We start from the raw sequence: 19755 nt of genomic DNA on the forward strand, positions 1-19755 counted from the left end.
CGTTCGGGCGGCAGACCGGGCGTCCGCAGGGCCGTTCGGCCCTGCCTGATTGCGCTCAGCTGGCGTTGACTTCCCGCCAAGGGAACGGCTCGCGAAACGCCGCGGAGCCGGATGGACGCGCAGCGAGCGAAGGAGCCGCACATGTCAGACCACATCGTCATCGGAGTGAGCGGACGCGAATCCGAGCGAGCAGCGATCGACTGGGGCGTCGCCTACGCGAAGGAGCGCAACCTCCGCGTCGAACTGCTGCATGTCGTCGACACGACCTGGGCCTATGACGCTCCCGGACTGGTCACCTCCGCGTTGGCGGCAGCCGAGATCAGCCTCGACAGCGAGACCTCGCGGGTCGCCGACGAGCACCCCGGAATGAACGTGCGCGGCGACGTGCTGCTCGGCTCCCCCACGCAGATGCTCGTCGCCCGGGCTGCCGATGCGCGTGTGCTCGTGGTGGGAACCCGGGTCTCCGGAGGCCCAGAAGGACTGCGCGTCTACAGCCGCCACTCCGCGCGCATCGCCGAACGCGCGGAGTGCACCGTCGTGGTCGTGCCTCCCGACACCGATCCGTTCGGCGGTTCCGGCGTCGTCGTCGGAGTCGACGGGTCCGAGCTGTCGCTCTCCGCGCTGCGCTTCGGTGCGGACGTCGCCGACCGAGTGCACGAAACGCTCACCGCCGTGCACGCCTGGCTCAAGCCCTGGCCGTGGGGCGTCACCGAGTCCACCCCCGCCGCCATGCCCCCCGAGTCCGAGGTGCTGCTCGCCGAGTCGATCGCGGGTCTCGCGGAGGACTTCCCCGACCTGTCGATCACCCGGAGCCTCCCGGAGGGGCCAGCCCACGAGACGCTGATCGCGGCTGCCGGCGGCGCACGGCTGCTCGCTGTCGGCAGCCACGGGCGCGGTGCTCTCGGCCGGATGTGGTTCGGCTCGGTGAGCATGGAGCTGCTGCTCCGGATGCCCTGCCCGGTCGCGATCGTGCGGTGACTCAGCCCGTGAGCTCGACGGAGGTGCGCATCCGCAGCTCGCGACCGCCTGGCACATCGACCGCCTCGAGCGAGACGGTGATCTGCTCGACGCCGCCGAGGTTCGACAGGTGCGTGCCGCCGCAGGGGATGCGCGCGGCGTGCTCCGGCAGATCGCACACCCAGGCGCGTCGTGCTGAGAGAGCATCATCATCGCGTTCGACGCGTACGGGTGCGGCTGTCGCGACCCATGACGCGAGCGCCGCGTTCGCGCGGGCGGAGACGGCATCCAGCTCGTCCAGCGAGGCCGGATCGAAACCCTTCTTCCGCAGGGACTTGCCGATGCGGTAGATGTCGAGCGAGCCGAACGGCACGATGCGGGAGCTCTGGATGGCGGCCGCATCGAAGCCGGGTGCGCCGAGTGCATCAGGCGCGACGGGCTTGCTCCACGCTTCAGCGAGCGCGGCGTCGAGCGCCAGAGAGGCCAGATGGCATGCGGTGTGCCCGGCCGAGAGTGCGGCTCGGTGCGCGGCATCGACCTCGACGTCGACCTCATCCCCTTCAGCCGGGGCCTGCCCCTCGAGGATGTGCGCGACGACGAACACCCAGTCCGCCGTTCCCAGGCGCACGGGAAGATCCTCACCCAGCAGCAGCTCGCCGTCGCGGATGCCGCCCGTCACGCCCTCGACGATCGGCGCCTCGCCCCCCGCCCAGCGCATCCGTCCCTGATCCGCCGGCTGGTCGGGCCACGCGGTGTCGACAGGATGGAACGCCGTGCGGTCCAGCAGCACGGCCGAGCGGCCGCCGCCCAGAGGCTCCACATGCAGCACGACGCCGGACGAGGTGACGTCGCCATCCGGGTAGCTCACGCGGGTATCGGTGCCGGGGAGCGTCATGCCCTCACCGTAGTCGGCGCACTCCCGGGAGCCGTGGCCGGCCCGCGCATCCACGCCGCTCGGAGGCGGGTGGATTACCGTGGACTCGTGACCGTGTTCCCTCCCGAGGTCGTCGCCGGTGTTCTGCACCACATGAACGACGACCACACCGCAGACAACATCCTCTTCGTGCGCGCCTTCGCGGGCGTCGACCCTGAGACCGCCACGATGACCGGCTTCGACGGCCTCGGCGGCGACTGGGTCTACACCGTCGACGGCGTCGAGCACGAGCTGCGGATCCCGTGGTCCACCGAGATCAGCGAACGCCCCGAGGTGCGCCGCGAGGTCGTCGTGCTCTACGACAAGGCCTGCGCGAAGCTGGGGATCGAACCGCGCCCGCACGGATGATCCGATGACCTCCAACCGAGTCGTCGCCCTCGGCGCGGCCGTCGTGCTCGGCGTGGTCGGTGTGTGGGGTCTGATCGTGAGCATCGTGACGGCGGATGCTCCCGACGTCGCCGCGCGTCTTCCGTGGGAGTTCGGCACGAGCTTCCCGCTGGCCGCTCTGCATCTCGTGCTCGCGGCGGCGCTCGTCTTCGGGTTCATCCGCGGCGACGCTCGCGCGCGGATCATGAACACGACATCCGGATGCGTCCTCTTCGCTCTCGGCATGTTCGGGCTGTTCGCCGTCGGCTCGCCCTTCAACGTGTTCGGGCTCACCGGCGCCAGCAACCTTCTGCACTTCGCCGCCTCCGCCACGCTGCTCGCGGCGGGCATCGGCGCCGCCCCCGTAGCTGTTTCGGAGGATCGTCACTCAGAGTCCCGCGCGTGAGGGTAAACTAAGGTCACCCTAACCTCACGCAAGGAGTTCCCGTGTCTGTGCTGTCCTTCTCCCAGGCTCTGCGCGAGCGCACCTGGGCCAGCCACTCGGAGAGCGAAGGCGCTGGTTTCATGAGCGATCTCATGAAGGGCGCCGGTACCCGCGAGGACTACATCGCCCTCGTCGTGCAGCACTACTACATCTACGAGGCCCTCGAAGGGGCCGAGAAGTCGTTCGCCGACGACCCGATCGTGCAGCGCTTCGCGACCCCGCGCCTCACGCGCCTTCCCGCGCTCGAAGCCGACCTCGAATTCCTCCTCGGCGCCGACTGGCGCGAGCAGATCAGCCCTGTGCCGACGACCGTCGCGTACGTGAACCGCATCCGCGAGATCGAGGCCGAGGGCTGGGGCGGCGGCTTCATCGCCCACCACTACACCCGCTACCTCGGCGACCTCTCCGGCGGCCAGTTCATCGCGAAGGTGATGGCCCGCCAGTTCGGCTTCGAGACGAACGGCATCGGCTTCTACGTGTTCGACGAGATCGCCGACCCGAAGCAGTTCAAGGAGCACTACCGCGAAGAGCTCGACGCGACCGGATGGAGCGCCGAGGAGGCGAACCGCGTGATCGACGAGGTGCTCGTGGCATACGACTTCAACACCGAGCTCTTCCACGACCTCTCTGCCGCGAAGGCCGCCGCGTAACCACGCCGCGCACCGCGCTCGCTCAGGCCGTCGACCTCCGGGTCGGCGGCCTTACGCGTCGATGCCGGGGATCGGCTTCGCGCCCGACATGAACCGCTTGACGTTCTCGTCGACGATGATGTCGCTCGGACGCAGCGGCCGGGTCATGTAGAGCCCGTCAAGCGAGGTGAGGCGGCTGAGCGCCACATACGTCTGCCCGGGCGCGAAGGTGCGCGGACCGAGGTCGATGATCGCCTGGTCGTAGCTCTTGCCCTGCGACTTGTGGATCGTCACCGCCCACGCCAGACGCAGCGGGAACTGCGTGAACTCGGCGACGACATCCTTCGAGAGCTGCTTCGTGACGGGCGAGTAGCTGTAGCGATACCGCTCCCACGTGACCGGGTGCACCTCGTGTCGCTCGCCGCCCACCTCGACCGTGACGACATCCGTGATCTTGATGACCTCGCCGAGGGTGCCGTTCACCCAGCGGCCCTCGCCGCCGGCGTCGTTGCGCAGGAACATGACCTGCGCGCCCACCTTGAGCTCGAGCTTCTCGTCGGCCGGGAACGCGCGGCCCCCGAACTCGCCGTTGACATCGGCGACCGCCGACATGGCACGGCCCGGAAGTCGACCGAGCGCGGAGGCGTTGATGCGGTTGACGGTGGCGTTGGTCGTCGCGAGAGTGATCGTGCCGTCGTCGGGTGCGGGTCGTGCCCCCACAGAGTTGAGGCGCCCCGCCATCTCAGCCGTCACCATGCCGTAGCGCACGCCGTTCAGCAGGTGCTTGAACTCGAGCTCGTGCTGCCGGTGGATGGTGCCGAGCTCGTAGATCACGAGGTCGGCCTCATCCCACACCTTGGCGTCGAAGAACCAGATCGAGCGGTAGTGGTCGGCGAAGTAGGCGCGCTCATCGCCGTCGCCCGGCACGGGCGCCAGCTGGAACGGGTCGCCGAACAGCACGAGCTGCACCCCGCCGAAGGGCTCGTGGTGGCGCTGACGCGCCTGGCGCAGGCTGCGGTCGATCGCGTCGAGAAGGTCGGCGTTGACCATCGAGACCTCGTCGATCACGAGCGTCTCGATGGCGTTGAGCAGCTTCTTGAGCTCGGGTGACTGCTCGATCTCGTGGTCGGCGATGACGCCGATCGGCAGCCGGAACAGCGAGTGGATGGTCTGGCCGCCCACGTTCAGTGCCGCGACGCCCGTGGGCGCGCACACGACGAGCTGCTTCGACGTGTTCCACGCGAGGTACTCGAGCAGCGTCGACTTTCCGGTTCCGGCGCGACCCGTCACGAAGATGTGGTCGCGCGTGGTCTCGATCGCCTCGAACACGGCCTGCTGTTCGGGGGCGAGTTCGGAGCGCGGCACCACAGAAGGCTAACCGAGCCATCTGAACGCGCGCGCACGCGCACGGCAGAATGAGGACCATGCGGATGGCGTGGGCGTGGGCAGGAGCGGTCGCCGTGATCGTCGGCGCCGTCGCGGGAGGCGTGGCTCTCGCGAACACGACCGTCTTCTCGGCCTCCGGCTTCGTGCGCGACTACCTCACCGCTCTCAGCGCCGACCGCATCGACGAGGTGCTCGCGCTCCCCGGCGTGCTCGGCGAGGAGGTCGACGCCGCTCTCCTCACGACGCACGCGGGCGAGCGGTTCGCGTTCGAGATCCTCGGCGAGGAACGGGGCGACGGCGTGCACCTCGTGCGCGTCGCCTTCGGCCCGAGCGCTGAGCACCTCGAGTCCCGCGCGACACTCGCGATCGAACAGATCGGCACCCGCTTCCTGCTGTTCCCCCGGTGGGGCTTCGCGATCTCCCCTCTCACCACCGTCACCGTCGAGCTCTCCGGCGACGGTCGGTTCACCGTGGGCGAGCGTCCCGTGGCATCCGACGCACCCGAGGTCGAGATCACGCTCTTCCGGCCCGGCATCTACCGACTCGGCCACGAGTCCGCCTTCCTCGAGGCGCGGGGAGTCGAGGTCCACGCCGCGCGTCCCACGGAGAGCGCGTCGCTCAGCATCCGCCCCACCGACCGCTTCCGCGACGCCGTCGACGACGCCCTCGACGAACTGCTCGACGGCTGCACCGAGCAGGCGGTGCTGTTCCCGATCGGCTGCCCTTTCGGCACCGCCGTCGCGGATCGCGTCATCTCGGAGCCGGCGTGGTCGATCGCGACGCTGCCCACGGTCACCATCGAGCCCGGCGACGAGCTGGGCCTCTGGCGGGTCGCTCGATTCGCCGGCGCCGCGCGCCTCGCGGTCGAGGTGCAGGATCTCTACGACGGCTCCCTCGACACCGACGAGCGCGATGTGCCATTCGAAGCGGCCTACGACGTCACGTTCGACGGCGACCGGGTGGTGCTGCTCCCCCGCTGACGCGGGTCAGGCTCAGTCGCGGCCGGAGCGCTTCGCGAGCATCGCGTTGTAAGCCAGGAGCTCGGCATCGCCGTCGCGCTCCGCGGCGCGGTCGCGGCGCTTCGCCTCACGTGCGTCGCTGCGCGCCCACTGCACCGCCACGACGATCGCGAGGATGACCGTGGGAATCTCGCCCACCGACCACGCGATGCCGCCACCCCACTGCTGATCCTCCATCGGATCGAGGCCCCACGTGCGGCCCATCGCGCCGTACCAGTCGGCGAGCATGAGTCCGGTGTCGGACATGATCGCGAGCCCGAAGAAGGCGTGGAACGCCATCGTGGCGAGCAGAAGCAGCAGTCGGAAAGCATACGGCGGGCGCTTCTGCACCGGGTCGACGCCCACGAGCACGAGCGCGAACAGGTACCCCGAGAGCAGGAAGTGGATGACCATCCACACGTGCCCGATGTGATCCGAGACCGCCCAGCGGAACATGTCGGTGAAGTAGAACACCCACAGGGATCCCGCGAAGATGATCGCCGCGACGATCGGGTTGGTGAGCACGCCCATGTAGCGCGACTGCACGACCCACAGGATCCATTCCCGGGCACCCCTGCTGCCGTCATCGCGGCGGTGGATGGCGCGGGCGGCGAGCGTCACGGGAGCGGCGAGCACGAGCAGGATCGGGATCGCCATCGTGAGGATCATGTGCCCGAGCATGTGCGTCGAGAACAGGTACGTGCCGTAGAGGGCGGGGGCGCCGTTGGTGACCCACAGGAGCACCGCGAGGCCTGCGAGCCACATGACGGTGCGGTACCAGGGCCAGCTGTCGCCGCGACGACGCAGGCGCCACACGCCCGCCACGTAGAAGAACGCGAAGAACACCACCACGAGCGCCCACAGCGGGTCGAGCTGCCATTCGGTGAGGTAGCGGGCGGGGGTGAGTTCGGGCGGCAGCGCGCGGCCGGTGAGGATCTCGGCGGGGGTCGGGTCGGTGAGCTCGCTCGCCGGCACCTCGGGCACGGGCGGCGCGGTGCGCGCGAGGCCCGCGGCGAGGCCGGACGCGATGCCCATGAAGGCGATCTCGGAGACGATCAGCAGGCGGAACCATCCGGGTGCCGCGTCGCGCACCCGCGCGATCACGGCGCGGCGCTGCACGGCGCCCAGGAGGCCGAGCACGAGCAGCGCGGTCACCTTGCCGACGACGATGAGGCCGTATCCGCTCGTGAGCTGATCGAGCGCCCCCACGCGGATCGACGCCGAGACGAAGCCCGAGAACGCCACCACCAGGAAGCACACGAGGGCCACAGTCGAATAGCGCGCGAGCACCGTACGCAGGCGCCCCTCGTTGAGCAGGGGGCGCACGAGGGCGATGGTGAGCAGTCCGCCCACCCAGATGCCCGCGAACACGATGTGCAGCCAGATCGAGCTGACGGCCAGGTTGTGGTCAGCGGTCGCGCCCGCGTGACCCTGCTGGGCGATCGGGATGAGGCCGAGCGCTGCGCCCACCGCGACGAACGCGAGCGTGCCCACGTGGCGCACGGCGAAGCACATCGCCGTGACCGCCGCGGCGACGAGGGTGGTCGTGAGCCAGGCGCGCCCGGCGGACACCTCCGTGAGGAAGGTGCCGAGCTGCTGACCGTAGGCATCGTCGAGCGTGGGGGCCTCGATGCGCAGGCTCTGGAACAGGAAGAAAGCCATCACGGCCGAGCTGATGGTCCAGACCGCCGCTGCGCCGGCGGCGATGTCGACGGCGCGCTCGTAGGCCCGCTCACCCGGGGTCAGGGCGAAGCACGCGAGCACGAGAGCGCCGATGGCGCCCGCGGCGCCGAGATCGACGAACACCGTCGCGATGGGGATGCCGTAGCGCACCACCGCGCCCGGGTCGATGAATGGCGGGGCAGCCGCTCCCCCGCCGATGGCGAGGGCGGCGAGCACCGCCGCAAACGCGGCGAGCAGGAAGATTGCGGGTGCCGTGACCCACGCTACGCGTCGCACCCGTCCAGCCTAGGCCGCGTCACCTGTTAACGAGGGGAGGGCGCCGACCTGACGGCCGGCGCCCTCCCTCGAGGTGTCGTCGTTACTTGACGGCAGCCTTCAGCTTGCTGCCAGCCGAGACCTTGACGCCGTTCGACGCGGCGATCTGGATGGTCTCGCCGGTCGCGGGGTTGCGGCCCGCACGGGCGGCGCGAGCGGTCTTCTCGAACGAGATCCAGCCGGGGATGCTGACCTTCGTGCCCTTGCCGACCTGGGCGGCGACGGTGCCGAAGAACGCGTCGACGACCTTGCCGACGGTCGCCTGGCTCTCGCCGGTCTCCGCGGCGATTGCGGCGACGAGGTCGCTCTTGTTGAGGGTGTCAGCCATGGTTGTCCTCCTCGGACGGTAGCTAGTTTTTCTGATGCAGCCCGGTTGAGGGCTGCGGGGGGCGGTTCCGAAGCTCTCGCCCCCTGAACCGAGCACGAAACTATCAGGGATCCCCGACATTTCAGGGATTTTGGCGCATTTCGTCCGCGGAGCCCGTGGCGTTCGGGGGCCACGCGGCCGGATGGCGAGGCGCTCCCGGAGGGTCGTCGTGATCGCAGCGGAGCCGTCCGCGGCGCCCACCCGCATCCGCGCGTGACCGCGCGTTGCTGGCCCGGGTGCGCGCGCTGGGCGATGCGCGACTCGCGGCCGCGTCGCCGAAGTCGCCTCTGACCGGGGAAAACGTGGCCGATCCGTGCGTCTTGATCACCGACCGGCGCAGGATTCCCGCACGCACACGATCACGCAGGCCAGCGAGCACCAGTCACGAGCGACGGGAACGCCGGGCCCCGACGTCTCGTGCGAGGTCGAGACGTCGGTGCACCGCGCCGCGCGGCACCGGCATATCGCCGCGGGCGAACATCCGCCCCGCGCGCGTGTCGCAGGCACCTGAGCGCGCCGAATCGGCCTGCCCGCTCAGGGAACGACGAAGGGCGCCGGCATGAAGCCGACGCCCTTCGGACGTGTTCTGCGGGTGCTTACCAGCTGGACTTGGTCACACCGGGCAGCTCGCCACGGTGCGCCATGGCGCGGAAGCGGACACGCGAGACGCCGTACTCGGTGAGGATACCGCGGGGGCGTCCATCGATGGCGTCGCGGTTGCGCACGCGGACCGGCGAAGCGTCGCGGGGAAGCTTCTGCAGGCCGAGGCGAGCGGCTTCACGCTGCTCGTCGGTCGAGTTCGGGTCGACGAGCGCCTTCTTCAGCTCGAGGCGCTTCGCGGCGTAACGCTCGACGATGACCTTGCGCTGCTCGTTCTTGGCGATCTTGCTCTTCTTGGCCATGCTTAACGCTCCTCGCGGAATTCGACGTGCTTGCGGACCACGGGGTCGTACTTCTTGAGCACGAGACGATCGGGGTCGTTGCGACGGTTCTTCTTGGTCACGTAGGTGTAACCGGTGCCCGCGGTCGAGCGGAGCTTGATGATCGGACGGATGTCCTGTGACTTCTTAGCCATTAGAGCTTCACACCCTTCGCGAGGAGGTCCTGGACAACCGACTCGATGCCACGGGCGTCGATGACCTTGATGCCCTTAGCGGACACGTTGAGGGTGATCGTGCGGCGAAGCGACGGGACGTAGAACTTCTTCTTCTGCACGTTCGGGTCGAAGCGGCGCTTCGTCCGGCGGTGCGAGTGCGAGATGTTGTGTCCGAAGCCGGGAACGGCTCCGGTCACCTGGCACACAGCTGCCATGGTTTCATTCCTTATCTGGTTACCGTGGGGCGAACGCCCCACCCAAGGTCACTTGTCGGCACGCCATGCTGGGGATCATCCGGGCCGGAGCCCGGCGCCCGAGCGGCGCACAAAGAAGGCCGCATAGTTGCGGTCAACCCTCCCACGGTACCTGAGGGTTGCTGAATCCGCCAATCGGGGCCGTCCTGGATGCGGAGCCACGGCGCCCGTATGCTTCCCGCATGACCGAGACCGCGCCCGCGCTTCTCGCCGAGCTCGCCGAGCTCGAAGACCCGCGGATGCGCGCGGTCAACGAGCGGCACGGCGACGACCACGGCGTGAACCTCAGCGCCCTGCGCGGCATCGCGAAGCGCGTGAAGCGCAACCCGGAGCTCGCCCGCGAGCTGTGGGCGACGGATGACACAGCTGCGCGACTGCTCGGCATCCTGCTCACGACCCCGCGCGACTGGAGCGTCGAGGAGCTCGACGCGATGCTGCGCGAGGCGCGCGCCCTCAAGGTGCTCGACTGGGTCACCAACTACCTCGCGATGAAGCACAAGGAGGCCGACCGCCTGCGGGAGCTGTGGCTCGGAGATCCGGCCGACGAGGTCGCCGCCGCTGGCTGGGAGCTCACCGCCGATCGCGTGCAGCGCTCACCCGACGGCCTCGACCTCGACGCGCTGCTCGACACGATCGAAGCCGAGATGGCCTCAGTCCCCAGCCGCACCCAGTGGTCGATGAACAAGACACTCGCCTACCTCGGCATCCACCATCCGCAGCTGCGCGAGCGAGCGCTCGCGATCGGAGAGCGCCTCGAGGTGCTCAAGGACTACCCCACTCCCCCGAACTGCACCTCTCCCTACGCTCCCGCGTGGATCGGCGAGATCGTCGGGCGGATGGACGCGAGCGAGGCCCGTTAGCCTGGCGGGATGGCCCCCCAGTCCCCCATCCTCGCCGCCGAGCGCCGCCTCCACGCAGCGGAGCACGGCTCCGACGAGCTGCCCGCCCCGACCGCGTCGGCGACCGCGCACGCCCTGTCGGACGCCCTTGCGGCGGGAGAGCTCGACGACCACGTCGATGCGCTTCGCACCTACGCCGCCGAGCGCGAAGGCGCCTCGCTCACCGAGGACGGCCATCTGCTCACGCTCACCGTCAGCGACGGCGAGGTGCTCGTGGAGCTCGGCGACGAACGCCGGATCGGGCGCCTCGCGTTCACGATGACGCCCGTCGATCTGCCGCATCGCGGATTCTGGGCGCGGCTCTTCCGCCGGGGCTGACCGATCCGGCAGGTCAGTTCGCGCTGCAGGCGGGGCAGAGCCCGAACACGTCGACGACGTGGTGCGGGTCGGTGAAGCCATGCTCGGCCGCCACCTGGCGCGCCCACGCCTCCACCGGATCCGCGGTGATCTCGATCGTCGCCCCGCAGTTGCGGCAGATGAGGTGGTGGTGGTGGCTGCCCGGCGTGCACGCACGGTAGAGGCTCTCGCCATCCTGCTGCAGCGAATCCGCGTCGCCCTCCTCCGCGAGGTCCGCGAGCGCGCGGTAGACGGTCGCGAGACCCACCTCGGAGCCGGTGCCGCGCAGCGAGGCGTGCAGGGCCTGAGCAGACACGAAGCCCTCGGTCCGCCCGAGCGCTTCGCGCACCGCCTCGCGCTGCCAGGTGTTCCGCTTCACGCCATCGCCTCCTTCGCCCCCAGGGTACGACGGTCCCGGCGCCGGCGCCCGGCGAGGGCGCACACCCCCCAGATGAGGAACGAGATCGTCGTCACGTAGGGGCTGATGGGCACGCTCGAGCCGAGCGCCAGCAGGATGCCGCCGACGAGCGCGATGAGCGCGAACGCCATCGACAGCAGCGGCACGACGACGGGCGAGCTCGAGATCCGCAGCGCCGCGGCGGCGGGTGTCACGAGGATCGCGAGCACGAGCAGCGCCCCGACGATCTGGATGCTCGCCGCCACGGCGAGGCCGAGCAGCAGCATGAAGACGATCGAGATCGTGCGCACCGGGATGCCGCGAGCAAGCGCGACCTCGGGGTCGAGGCTCGCGAAGCTCAGCGGACGCCACATCACAAGCAGCCCCAGCACCACGATCCCGCAGACGACGGCGAGCGCGGTGAGCTTCGGGTCGTCGACGGCCACGATCTGCCCGGTGAGCAATCCGAATTTCGACGAGGCGCGGCCGGGGTAGAGCGCGAGGAACAGGATGCCGAGGCCGAGGCCGAACGGCATGAGGACCGCGGTGATCGAGTTGCGGTCGCGTGCACGCGAACCGAGCAGGCCGATGATGAGCGCCGCGAGCACCGATCCGATGACGGATCCCTCGACGACGCCGATGCCGAACAGCAGGCCCGCCGCGGCGCCGGCGAACGACAGCTCGCTGATGCCGTGAACGGCGAAGGCGAGATCGCGCGTCATCACGAAGACGCCGATGAGGCCGCCCGCGATGCCGAGCACCGCGCCAGCGATGATCGAGTTCTGCAGCAGCACGAGCAGCGCGCCGTAGTCGCTGAAGTCGAAGAGCGCACTCCACCAGTCGGTCATGCCGCGCTCCCGTGGTCGTGCTCGTGGTCGTGGTGCGGGTGGTCGGGTGCCCCGACGATGACGACCCGGCCGTGGGTGCGGATCACGTCGACGGGCGCCTGGTAGAGCTCGCTCAGCACCTCGGAGGTGAGCACCTCGTCCGGGGATCCGATGCGGAAGCGTCCGCCCGCCAGGTAGAGCACGCGATCCACGAAGCCCAGCACGGGGTTCACGTCGTGGGTCACGAACATGACGCCGAAGCCGCGCTCGCGCCGGTGACGATCGATGAGCTCGCTCACGTTGCGCTGCGCGCGAAGGTCGAGAGACCCGAGCGGCTCGTCGCACAGCATGAGGCGCGGATCGCCCGCGAGCGCCTGGCCGACGCGCAGCCTCTGCTGTTCGCCGCCGGAGAGCAGCGCGACGGGAACGCGCGCGTAGTGTCGGGCACCCACCGCGTCGAGCAGGGCGTCGACCTGGGCGTTGCGCGCGCGACTCGGCAGGCCCGTGCCCCAGCGGTGTCCGTCGATGCCGAGCCGCACGAGGTCGCGGCCGCGGATGCGCATCGCCGGATCCTGCCCGCGCTGCTGTGGGATGTAGCCGATGCGGCGGTTGCCGCGGCGCACCGGCTCGCCTTCGAAGCGGATCTCGCCCGCGCTCAGGGCGTGCTGGCCGAGGATCGCACGCAGCAGGCTCGTCTTGCCGGATCCGTTCGATCCGAGCACGGCGATGAATTCGCCGGGCATCACGTCGAGGTCGAGCTTCGACCACAGCGTGCGCGCGCCGAGGGTCAGTTGCGCGTCGCGCACACTGAGCACCGGTTCCGTCACATCCGGAACTCTACCTGAGAACGGTTCTCACTCGCACGGCCCCGCCCCGCTCCCCGTACTGAGGTGTCACTTTGTGCCGCTGCGGCCGCGCCGGATGCGGCACAAAGTGACACCTCAGGGAGGCAGAGCTGGCGGTGGGCGTGCGTGCGAGTGCGTGCGAGTGCGGACGCGCGATGGCTCAGTCCAGAAGGAGCGCCGGCTCCTCGAGGATGCTCGCGACATCGGCGGTGAAGCGGCTCGCCACATCGCCGTCGACCACGCGGTGATCGAAGCTCGCACCGACGGTCGTGACCCACGCGGGGCGCACCTCGCCGTCCACCACCCACGGCTTCTGCTTGATCGCGCCGAGCGCGACGATCGCGACCTCGCCCGGGTTGAGGATCGGGGTTCCCGTGTCCATCCCGAACGATCCGAGGTTCGTGATCGTGATCGTGCCGTTCGACATGTCCGCCGGCTGCGTCTTGCCCTCGCGCGCGACGAGCGTCAGCTGCTCGAGTGACTGCGCGAGCTCGAGCATGCTGAGGTTCTGCGCATCCTTGACGTTCGGAACGATGAGGCCGCGCGGCGTCGCCGCGGCGATGCCGAGGTTCACATAGTGACGGATGATGATCTCCTCATCCGTCCACGTCGAGTTGACGGTGGGGTTGCGGCGCACCGCCCAGATGATGGCCTTCGCCATCACGAGCAGCGGGCTCACACGCACACCCGCGAAGTCGGGCGAGGCCTTGAGGCGCTTCACGAACTCCATCGTGCGGGTCGCGTTGACGTCGGTGAACACCGAGACATGCGGAGCCGTGAACGCGGACGCGACCATCGCCTGGGCGGTCGCCTTGCGCACGCCCTTCACGGGGACGCGCTCTTCGCGTTCGACAGGCCAGGCCGGCGTCTCGATGTTGCGGAAGACGCTCGCCTGCTGCGCCTGACGGATGACGTCGTCGCGCAGCACCTCGCCACCGGGGCCCGTCGCGGTGACCTGGCGCAGGTCGACGTCGAGATCCTTCGCGAGCTTGCGGATCGGCGGCTTCGCGATCACGGGCGCCGACGAGCGGGCAACAACACGCGCCGGGGTATGAGGCCGCGCACCGCCGACGCCCGGTACCTCGACGGCAGGGCCGGGACGACGACGACGGGTCGGCGCGTGGCCGCCCTTCGAGCCGTAGCCCACGAGCACCGCACCCGAACCGGAATCGCTCGAGTCGTCGCGAGGGGCCATCGCGGCGGGGTTGGCGATCTGGCCGAGCGACTCCGAATCGTTCGCAGGCGCCTGCAGCTCGATCGTGCCACCCGAGGAATCGACGCGGATGATGGGCGAACCCACCTCGACCGTCGCACCCTCCTCGGCCAGCAGCTCCGTCACGACACCAGCGAACGGGCTCGGCAGTTCGACGAGCGACTTCGCGGTCTCGATCTCGACGAGCACCTGGTTGACGGTGACCGTGTCGCCCGGCTTGACCTTCCAGGCGACGATCTCCGCCTCCGTGAGGCCTTCTCCGACATCCGGAAGTGGGAACTCAGCGTGTGCCACGGGGACTCCTTCGTGGTTCGTCAGTACGCGAGCGAGCGGTCAACCGCTTCGAGGATGCGATCGACATCGGGAAGATAGTGACCCTCGAGTTTGGCAGGAGGGAAGGGGGTGTCGAAACCGGAGACCCGCATCACGGGCGCCTCGAGCGAATAGAACGCCCGCTCGGCGACCGTCGCGGCGATCTCGGATCCGACGGAGACGTTGCCAGGCGCCTCCTGTGCGACGACGAGCCGGCCGGTCTTCTGCACCGACTCGAGGATGGGACGGTAGTCGATGGGCGAGAGGGAGCGCAGATCGATGACCTCGACGCTCGTGCCCTCGCTCTCGGCGACCTCGGCCACCTGCAGCAGCTGCGCGACCATGGCGCCATGACCCACGAGGGTCACCTGCTCGCCCGAACGCACCACACGGCTCTGGTGCAGCTGCGCGGGCACGCCGTCGTCGGCGACCTCGCCCTTGTTCCAGTAGCGGCTCTTCGGCTCGAAGAACATCACCGGGTCGTTCGACTGGATCGCCTGCTGGATCATCCAGTACGCGTCGTTGCTCGTCGCCGGGCTCACGATGCGCAGACCCGGGGTGTGCGCGAAGTACGCCTCGGGGCTCTCCTGGTGGTGCTCGACGGCGCCGATGTGGCCTCCGTAGGGCACCCGGATGACGATCGGGAAGCTCTGGTGGCCTTCGTTGCGGTAGGTGAGCTTGGCGAGCTGGGTGGTGATCTGGTCGAAGCCGGGGAAGATGAACCCGTCGAACTGGATCTCGCACACCGGACGGTAGCCGCGCATCGCGAGGCCGATGGCCGTGCCGATGATGCCCGACTCGGCGAGCGGGGTGTCGAGCACGCGTGAGGTGCCGAACTCGCTCTGCAGGCCCTCGGTCACGCGGAAGACGCCGCCGAGGGTGCCGATGTCCTCACCCATGAGGATGACGCGGTCGTCGGCGGCCATCGCCGCGCGGAGGCCCTCGTTGATGGCCTTAGCCATGGGGAGCATGTGCTCGGTCACTCGGCACCTCCTTCGAACCCGGCGAGATAGGCGTCGTTCCAGGCCGCCTGCTCCTCGACCAGCGCATGGGGCTCGCTGTACACGTTGCTGAACATCTTGCTCACGGGCGGCGGCTCGAGCGCGAGGATCTTCGAGCGGATGCCGGACGCGAGGTCCTCAGCTTCGGTGGCGACCTCGTGGAAGAAGTCGTCACCTTCGCCGAGGGAGCGCAGGTACGTCTCGAAGCGCGCGATCGGGTCGCGGTCCCGCCACACCGCCTGCTCGGCGTCGGTGCGGTACTTCGTGGGGTCGTCGCTGGAGGTGTGCGCGCCCATGCGGTAGGTGAGCGCCTCGATGAAGTGGGGGCCGGCTCCGCGGCGCGCGGCGTCGAGTCCGGCCGAGCTCACCGCGTAGCTGGCGAGCACATCGTTGCCGTCGATCTGCACCGACGGAATGCCGAATCCGGCGGCGCGCAGGTACAGGGGCGTGCGGGACTGCCGCTCGACGGGCACCGAGATCGCCCAGTGGTTGTTCTGCAGGAAGAAGACCTGGGGCGTGTGGTAGCTCGCGGCGAACACGAACGATTCGCTCACATCGCCCTGGCTCGTGGCGCCGTCTCCGAAGTACACGAGCACGGCGGTGTCCTTCTCGACATCGCCGGTGCCGCACGCTCCGTCGAGCTGCACGCCCATCGCGTAGCCGGTGGCGTGCAGCGCCTGCGATCCGATGACGAGCGTGTACAGGTGGAAGTTGCCCGTCTCGAGCGGGTCCCATCCGCCGTGGCTCTGGCCACGGAGGAGCTCGAGGATGCGCATGAGGTCGAGGCCGCGGATGCGTCCCACGACGTGCTCGCGATACGACGGGAAGATGTGGTCCTGGGGGCGCGCCGCGAACGCAGAGCCGACCTGCGCGGCCTCCTGGCCGAGGCTCGGCACCCAGAGCGCGAGCTGACCCTGACGCTGCAGGTTGCCGGCCTCGATGTCGAAGCGGCGCATGACGACCATCTGGCGGTGGAACTCGCGCAGCTGCTCGTCATCCAGCGCGCGGACGAGCGGGAGGTAGGGGGCGTTGGCGTCGTTCTCGAGGAGGGTGCCCTGCGGCGAGAGCAGTTGGATCGTCGCCTCGGTGTAAGACATGGTGACCACACTAACCGTGGCTGTATTCCGGGCAGGTCAGCGGATGCCGACAATCACTTCCGTCGCCTGCAGGAGCTTCGCCACAGACTCCTCGGGTCCGATGGAGATGCGAACCCCCTCCCCGGGGAACACGCGGGCCACGATTCCGTGGGCTTCCAGGGTCTCGGCGGCGGATGCGGTGGCCTCGCCCGTGGGCAGCCAGATGAAGTTTCCCTGCGCTGCCGGGATGACCCAGCCCTGAGCGAGGAGAGCCGCGCGGATGCGGTCTCGGCGCTCGATGACCTCGGCGATCTGTGGTGCGTACTCGGCCTCGTTGTCGAGGGCGGCGAGTGCGGCTCGCTGCGCCTGCTCGGTGACGGACAGCGGAATCGCGGTCGATCGGCAGGCGTCCAGTATGTAGGCGGGGCCGACCGCGTAGCCGACGCGAAGACCGGCGAGACCGTAGGCCTTCGAGAAGGTGCGCAGCACGACGAGGTTCTCGTGCTTCGCGAGCTGCGAGATGCCTTCCACCGCCGCCTCGTCGGTCACGAACTCGCGGTAGGCCTCGTCGAGCACGACGAGCACGGTCTTCGGAACGGCGGCCATGAAGCGCTCGAACGCCTCAGCGGTGACGATCGGGCCCGTGGGGTTGTTCGGGGTGCACACGAGGATCAGGCGTGTGCGGTCGGTGATGGCTGCAGCCATCGCGTCGAGGTCGTGGCTGCCGTCGGGGAGGTTCGGCACCTGCACGCTCGTCGCTCCGGGGACGGTGGCGACCGAGGGGTACGCCTCGAACGAGCGCCAGGAGTAGAGGATCTCGTCGCCGGGAGCGGCAGCCGCCTGGGCGAGCTGGTACAGGATCGCGACGGAACCGGCCGCGACGTGCACCTCGTCGAGTCCGACGCCGAAGCGCTCCGCGAGGCGCGTGCGAAGCGCCGAGGCCGATCCGTCGGGGTACAGAGGCGTCGTGGCCTGCGCGATCGCGTCGGTCACCGCGGGGAGCGCGTCGAACGGGCTCTCGTTGCTCGACAGCTTGAACGCGTCAGCGGCCGCCGGCCGGCCCTGACGGTACGGCGGGAGCGCAGCGATCTCGGGGCGAAGGTGAACGGGCATGTCCTCAGCCTACGATCCGCGGCCGTTGGTACCTGGCGGTGGGGAGCGCCCCCTGGGATGATGTCGGGATGCGATTCGTCATCCGACTCCTCATCAACGCGTTCGCGCTGTGGCTCACCGTCTTCATTCTGAGCCCCCATGTCGAGGTGACGTCGTGGGACCCGGTGGCCGACGCGCTTGCCGCATCCGGCGTCGGCATCTCGTGGCCACTGTTCTGGACGTACCTGCTCGTGGCGCTCATCTTCGGCATCGTGAACGGCATCATCGGCACGGCGATCAAGATCGTCGCGTTCCCGCTGTACGTGCTGACGCTCGGCCTCATCTCGCTCATCGTGAACGGGCTGCTGTTCCTGATCGTGGCGCTCATCTCGACGGGACTCGGCTTCGGCCTCTCGGTGCAGGGCTTCTGGTGGGGCGTGCTCGGCGCGCTGCTGCTCGCGGTCATCGGGGCCCTCATCGGCATCCTGTTCCGCCCGCTCACGAAGCCCCGGAGCCAGTGACCTCCCGACGCCCGAGTGCCTCCTCTGCGAAGGGCACGCGCTCGGCGCGATAGGTGAGAACCGTGACGCCGCTCCCCGGCTGGCCGGCTCCGGTGAGCGCGTCGACCGCGTCGAGCTGCGCGCGCACCTGCGGCGAACGGGCCGCATCGACAAGGGCGGCCGTCTCGGCGTAGGCGGTCCGCTGGTGCGCCGGAAGGGGGTCGGCGGTCGGGATGGCAGCCCCCTCCGCGAAGGCTCGCCGCTCGACCGCGATCCGCTCCCCCGGCTCATGCGGCCCGCCGAGCGCCGTCACGAGGTCGTCGGTGTGGCGGATGGCGAGCCCCGAGATGGTCGGGTCGAGTGCGATGCCGCTGCTCGGCCCGCCGTACGTCTCGACCGCGCGCACGTTCCAGGCACCGGTCGCGGCGATCCGTTCGGCGATGAGCGCCCCCTGCGAATAGCCAGCCAGCGCGACCGGGGTGTCGGCCGTCAGGCCCGCGTCGCGCATCGCCATCTCGACCGCCCGCTGCGACGCGGCGGACATCCCCGCGACGGCGGCGACGTTGCTCGTGAGATCCCACGGCTCGTCGGCGGCGATGGGGTCGAAGCTCTTGGTGGGGGCGATGTAGACCGTCGCGCTGTCGGGGTTCGCGGGGTCGCCGTGAAGCTCGATCCGCACGTGATCATCGAGGGGGATGCGGGCGTAGCGTCCCGCTGCCCCCACGGGCGCGGCCGCCGTCGTCGGCTCCGCCATGCGGGTAACCCGCACGTCGGTCTCTCGCAGAACTCCCGATCCGGTGAGCGCCGCTCCCGTCATCACCGCGCGCGCTGACGGCTGGACGCCGAGGACGCCGAGCCCTCGCGGGCCGAGCACCGCGAGCAGAAGCGGCGAGAAGCCCACGAAACCCAGTGCCGCGTCGTCGGCGCCGGTGACCACACGGCGCACGAGCTCCACGGACTCCGGATTCGTGTAGACCTGGGGGTTCGCGCCGAGCCATTCCTGCAGGCGCTCCGGGTCGACCGGCTCCTGACCGAGAAGGCGCTGCAGCCAGTCCCGAAACGGCTGCGTGAGGACGAAACCCGGCAGCGCCGCGCGGGCCCAGAGCCCGAGAGTCGCGGCCTGCCAGTCGGCCGCGATCCCCATGAGATCGCGGGCGCTCAGCTCCGCCCATGTGTACGCACTCCGGACGACCTCGAGCACGCCCGCGAGCCGGAAGGCGGCATCCGACACCTGCCACATGCTCTGACAGCTCCATTCCAGCGCCTGCTGCACGGCGCCGGTCATCTCGAGGGCGAGCACCCGCAGCTCCTCTGCGTCGCGGTGGGCGTCCTCCGCGAGCACCGCGAGCGCATCGGCGTGAGCCAGAAGAGCATCGGTGGCGACCGTGGTGGATCCCACGCGCACCACGAGCGGCGACGGGTCGGCTGCCATGCAGACACCCGGCATCTCGGTGATCTCCGGCGATCCTGCTTCCCCGGCGACACCGGGCGGTGGTGCGGAGTCAGGTGGGCTCGGCATCCGCCACCGCCCGCAGGATCGCCAGCTTCGCCGCCGCGAGGTCCTCGCGCGCGACCACGAGATTCGAGGCAAGCCCAGCCATCTCAGCCTCGTACGCGGCGAACGCGGGACCGCGCCATTCCGTCTCGTGGATGCGCGGTGGCGACGCGGCGCGCGCCGTCGCGCGCACCTGGATGACCGACACCCGCGCGAGCGCGTCGGCGAGCCGGTCGATGTCGAGCCGATGGGTCACACGTCCTCCTGCCGTTCCGTCCAGCCTCACGACAGCGGGCCGCATCCGGCGGTGGCATTCGCTCAGCTGAGGACCC

General features: G+C 69.7%; 24 protein-coding genes. 8 read left to right on the plus strand and 16 right to left on the minus strand.

The annotated features are described in order from the left end of the window. Window positions 1–141 precede the first annotated feature (141 nt). On the plus strand, window positions 142–978 hold the full coding sequence (locus tag HCR12_RS13345) for a universal stress protein (RefSeq protein ID WP_166869649.1): 837 nt from the start codon (window positions 142–144) through the stop codon (window positions 976–978). A gap of 1 nt (window position 979) precedes the next feature. Here the strand turns inward: HCR12_RS13345 and HCR12_RS13350 are convergent, their stop codons facing one another. After that, a complete protein-coding gene (locus tag HCR12_RS13350; protein WP_166869648.1) occupies window positions 980–1852 on the minus strand; it encodes an alanyl-tRNA editing protein in 873 nt (290 codons plus the stop codon). An 87-nt stretch (window positions 1853–1939) separates the two neighbouring features. Here HCR12_RS13350 and HCR12_RS13355 point away from each other — a divergent pair, with 87 nt between their 5' ends. Genes HCR12_RS13355 through HCR12_RS13365 form a run of 3 tightly spaced genes read left to right on the plus strand, consistent with a single transcriptional unit; the run spans window position 1940 to window position 3352 of the window. Next, window positions 1940–2239, plus strand: a complete 300-nt coding sequence (locus tag HCR12_RS13355) for a DUF2470 domain-containing protein (RefSeq protein ID WP_166869647.1) — start codon at window positions 1940–1942, stop codon at window positions 2237–2239. Between the two features lie 4 nt (window positions 2240–2243). Continuing rightward, window positions 2244–2663: a DUF4383 domain-containing protein gene (locus HCR12_RS13360; protein WP_166869646.1), complete on the plus strand. Its 420-nt coding sequence runs from the start codon at window positions 2244–2246 to the stop codon at window positions 2661–2663. A 41-nt stretch (window positions 2664–2704) separates the two neighbouring features. Next, the gene (locus HCR12_RS13365) at window positions 2705–3352 is read left to right on the plus strand and encodes a biliverdin-producing heme oxygenase (RefSeq protein ID WP_166869645.1); all 648 of its coding nucleotides are present in this window, start codon (window positions 2705–2707) and stop codon (window positions 3350–3352) included. A 51-nt stretch (window positions 3353–3403) separates the two neighbouring features. Here the strand turns inward: HCR12_RS13365 and HCR12_RS13370 are convergent, their stop codons facing one another. After that, entirely contained in the window at window positions 3404–4696 is a 1293-nt protein-coding gene (locus tag HCR12_RS13370) for an ATP-dependent DNA helicase (RefSeq protein WP_166869644.1), read from the minus strand. 59 nt (window positions 4697–4755) lie between these two features. On the opposite strand from HCR12_RS13370, the gene HCR12_RS13375 reads away from it, so the two are divergent. Continuing rightward, window positions 4756–5697, plus strand: a complete 942-nt coding sequence (locus tag HCR12_RS13375) for a hypothetical protein (RefSeq protein WP_166869643.1) — start codon at window positions 4756–4758, stop codon at window positions 5695–5697. A 12-nt stretch (window positions 5698–5709) separates the two neighbouring features. Here the strand turns inward: HCR12_RS13375 and HCR12_RS13380 are convergent, their stop codons facing one another. The 5 genes from HCR12_RS13380 to rpmB all read right to left on the minus strand — a co-directional run bounded on the left by HCR12_RS13380 (window position 5710) and on the right by rpmB (window position 9391). Beyond that, window positions 5710–7674: a bifunctional copper resistance protein CopD/cytochrome c oxidase assembly protein gene (locus HCR12_RS13380; protein ID WP_166869642.1), complete on the minus strand. Its 1965-nt coding sequence runs from the start codon at window positions 7672–7674 to the stop codon at window positions 5710–5712. An 82-nt stretch (window positions 7675–7756) separates the two neighbouring features. Continuing rightward, on the minus strand, window positions 7757–8041 hold the full coding sequence (locus tag HCR12_RS13385) for an HU family DNA-binding protein (protein ID WP_166869641.1): 285 nt from the start codon (window positions 8039–8041) through the stop codon (window positions 7757–7759). A gap of 635 nt (window positions 8042–8676) precedes the next feature. Next, complete coding sequence (rpsN, locus tag HCR12_RS13390; protein ID WP_166869640.1) at window positions 8677–8982, minus strand: 30S ribosomal protein S14; 306 nt, start codon at window positions 8980–8982, stop codon at window positions 8677–8679. A gap of 2 nt (window positions 8983–8984) precedes the next feature. Further along, window positions 8985–9155 (minus strand): 50S ribosomal protein L33, encoded by a 171-nt coding sequence (gene rpmG, locus HCR12_RS13395; protein WP_166869639.1) that lies wholly within the window; start codon window positions 9153–9155, stop codon window positions 8985–8987. Continuing rightward, entirely contained in the window at window positions 9155–9391 is a 237-nt protein-coding gene (rpmB, locus tag HCR12_RS13400; RefSeq protein ID WP_166869638.1) for a 50S ribosomal protein L28, read from the minus strand. Before rpmB ends, rpmG begins: the two co-directional genes overlap by 1 nt. Window positions 9392–9612: 221 nt before the next feature. Here rpmB and HCR12_RS13405 point away from each other — a divergent pair, with 221 nt between their 5' ends. Further along, window positions 9613–10290, plus strand: a complete 678-nt coding sequence (locus tag HCR12_RS13405) for a DNA alkylation repair protein (protein WP_166869637.1) — start codon at window positions 9613–9615, stop codon at window positions 10288–10290. A 9-nt stretch (window positions 10291–10299) separates the two neighbouring features. Next, window positions 10300–10647 carry a hypothetical protein gene (locus HCR12_RS13410; RefSeq protein ID WP_166869636.1) on the plus strand — a complete coding sequence of 116 codons (348 nt, stop codon included), beginning with the start codon at window positions 10300–10302 and terminating at the stop codon, window positions 10645–10647. A gap of 13 nt (window positions 10648–10660) precedes the next feature. Here HCR12_RS13410 and HCR12_RS13415 read toward each other — a convergent pair whose 3' ends face one another. From HCR12_RS13415 to HCR12_RS13445, 7 genes are all read right to left on the minus strand, one after another. Then, complete coding sequence (locus tag HCR12_RS13415) at window positions 10661–11044, minus strand: Fur family transcriptional regulator (protein WP_166869635.1); 384 nt, start codon at window positions 11042–11044, stop codon at window positions 10661–10663. After that, entirely contained in the window at window positions 11041–11910 is an 870-nt protein-coding gene (locus HCR12_RS13420; RefSeq protein ID WP_166869634.1) for a metal ABC transporter permease, read from the minus strand. The genes HCR12_RS13415 and HCR12_RS13420 overlap by 4 nt, the downstream gene beginning before the upstream one ends. Then, the gene (locus tag HCR12_RS13425; protein ID WP_224763533.1) at window positions 11907–12716 is read right to left on the minus strand and encodes a metal ABC transporter ATP-binding protein; all 810 of its coding nucleotides are present in this window, start codon (window positions 12714–12716) and stop codon (window positions 11907–11909) included. Before HCR12_RS13425 ends, HCR12_RS13420 begins: the two co-directional genes overlap by 4 nt. 178 nt (window positions 12717–12894) lie before the next feature. After that, a complete protein-coding gene (locus tag HCR12_RS13430; RefSeq protein WP_166869633.1) occupies window positions 12895–14241 on the minus strand; it encodes a dihydrolipoamide acetyltransferase family protein in 1347 nt (448 codons plus the stop codon). A gap of 20 nt (window positions 14242–14261) precedes the next feature. Next, window positions 14262–15230, minus strand: a complete 969-nt coding sequence (locus HCR12_RS13435) for an alpha-ketoacid dehydrogenase subunit beta (protein WP_191412398.1) — start codon at window positions 15228–15230, stop codon at window positions 14262–14264. A gap of 8 nt (window positions 15231–15238) precedes the next feature. Beyond that, on the minus strand, window positions 15239–16357 hold the full coding sequence (locus HCR12_RS13440) for a thiamine pyrophosphate-dependent dehydrogenase E1 component subunit alpha (RefSeq protein ID WP_166869631.1): 1119 nt from the start codon (window positions 16355–16357) through the stop codon (window positions 15239–15241). 36 nt (window positions 16358–16393) lie between these two features. Further along, complete coding sequence (locus HCR12_RS13445; RefSeq protein ID WP_166869630.1) at window positions 16394–17449, minus strand: histidinol-phosphate transaminase; 1056 nt, start codon at window positions 17447–17449, stop codon at window positions 16394–16396. 68 nt (window positions 17450–17517) lie between these two features. On the opposite strand from HCR12_RS13445, the gene HCR12_RS13450 reads away from it, so the two are divergent. Continuing rightward, entirely contained in the window at window positions 17518–17949 is a 432-nt protein-coding gene (locus HCR12_RS13450) for a phage holin family protein (protein WP_166869629.1), read from the plus strand. Here HCR12_RS13450 and HCR12_RS13455 read toward each other — a convergent pair. Then, the gene (locus HCR12_RS13455; RefSeq protein ID WP_166869628.1) at window positions 17927–19360 is read right to left on the minus strand and encodes a hypothetical protein; all 1434 of its coding nucleotides are present in this window, start codon (window positions 19358–19360) and stop codon (window positions 17927–17929) included. The genes HCR12_RS13450 and HCR12_RS13455 overlap by 23 nt on opposite strands. Window positions 19361–19430: 70 nt before the next feature. Then, a complete protein-coding gene (locus HCR12_RS13460) occupies window positions 19431–19679 on the minus strand; it encodes a hypothetical protein (RefSeq protein ID WP_166869627.1) in 249 nt (82 codons plus the stop codon). Between the last annotated feature and the right edge of the window lie 76 nt (window positions 19680–19755).

Origin of the sequence: Salinibacterium sp. ZJ70, from assembly GCF_011751865.2 — a bacterium.
In the GTDB taxonomy this organism is placed as follows: Bacteria; Actinomycetota; Actinomycetes; order Actinomycetales; family Microbacteriaceae; genus Homoserinibacter.

Excerpts from the sequence above, each read along its gene's own strand:
- HCR12_RS13345 (WP_166869649.1), top strand. The coding sequence starts at position 142 with ATGTCAGACCACATCGTCATCGGAGTGAGCGGACGCGAATCCGAGCGA.
- HCR12_RS13385 (WP_166869641.1), bottom strand. The coding sequence starts at position 8,041 with ATGGCTGACACCCTCAACAAGAGCGACCTCGTCGCCGCAATCGCCGCG.
- HCR12_RS13435 (WP_191412398.1), bottom strand. The coding sequence starts at position 15,230 with ATGCTCCCCATGGCTAAGGCCATCAACGAGGGCCTCCGCGCGGCGATG.
- rpmB (WP_166869638.1), bottom strand. The coding sequence starts at position 9,391 with ATGGCAGCTGTGTGCCAGGTGACCGGAGCCGTTCCCGGCTTCGGACAC.
- HCR12_RS13445 (WP_166869630.1), bottom strand. The coding sequence starts at position 17,449 with ATGCCCGTTCACCTTCGCCCCGAGATCGCTGCGCTCCCGCCGTACCGT.
- HCR12_RS13440 (WP_166869631.1), bottom strand. The coding sequence starts at position 16,357 with ATGTCTTACACCGAGGCGACGATCCAACTGCTCTCGCCGCAGGGCACC.
- HCR12_RS13405 (WP_166869637.1), top strand. The coding sequence starts at position 9,613 with ATGACCGAGACCGCGCCCGCGCTTCTCGCCGAGCTCGCCGAGCTCGAA.
- rpmG (WP_166869639.1), bottom strand. The coding sequence starts at position 9,155 with ATGGCTAAGAAGTCACAGGACATCCGTCCGATCATCAAGCTCCGCTCG.
- HCR12_RS13375 (WP_166869643.1), top strand. The coding sequence starts at position 4,756 with ATGCGGATGGCGTGGGCGTGGGCAGGAGCGGTCGCCGTGATCGTCGGC.
- HCR12_RS13360 (WP_166869646.1), top strand. The coding sequence starts at position 2,244 with ATGACCTCCAACCGAGTCGTCGCCCTCGGCGCGGCCGTCGTGCTCGGC.
- HCR12_RS13420 (WP_166869634.1), bottom strand. The coding sequence starts at position 11,910 with ATGACCGACTGGTGGAGTGCGCTCTTCGACTTCAGCGACTACGGCGCG.
- HCR12_RS13410 (WP_166869636.1), top strand. The coding sequence starts at position 10,300 with ATGGCCCCCCAGTCCCCCATCCTCGCCGCCGAGCGCCGCCTCCACGCA.
- HCR12_RS13450 (WP_166869629.1), top strand. The coding sequence starts at position 17,518 with ATGCGATTCGTCATCCGACTCCTCATCAACGCGTTCGCGCTGTGGCTC.
- HCR12_RS13455 (WP_166869628.1), bottom strand. The coding sequence starts at position 19,360 with ATGGCAGCCGACCCGTCGCCGCTCGTGGTGCGCGTGGGATCCACCACG.
- HCR12_RS13350 (WP_166869648.1), bottom strand. The coding sequence starts at position 1,852 with ATGACGCTCCCCGGCACCGATACCCGCGTGAGCTACCCGGATGGCGAC.
- rpsN (WP_166869640.1), bottom strand. The coding sequence starts at position 8,982 with ATGGCCAAGAAGAGCAAGATCGCCAAGAACGAGCAGCGCAAGGTCATC.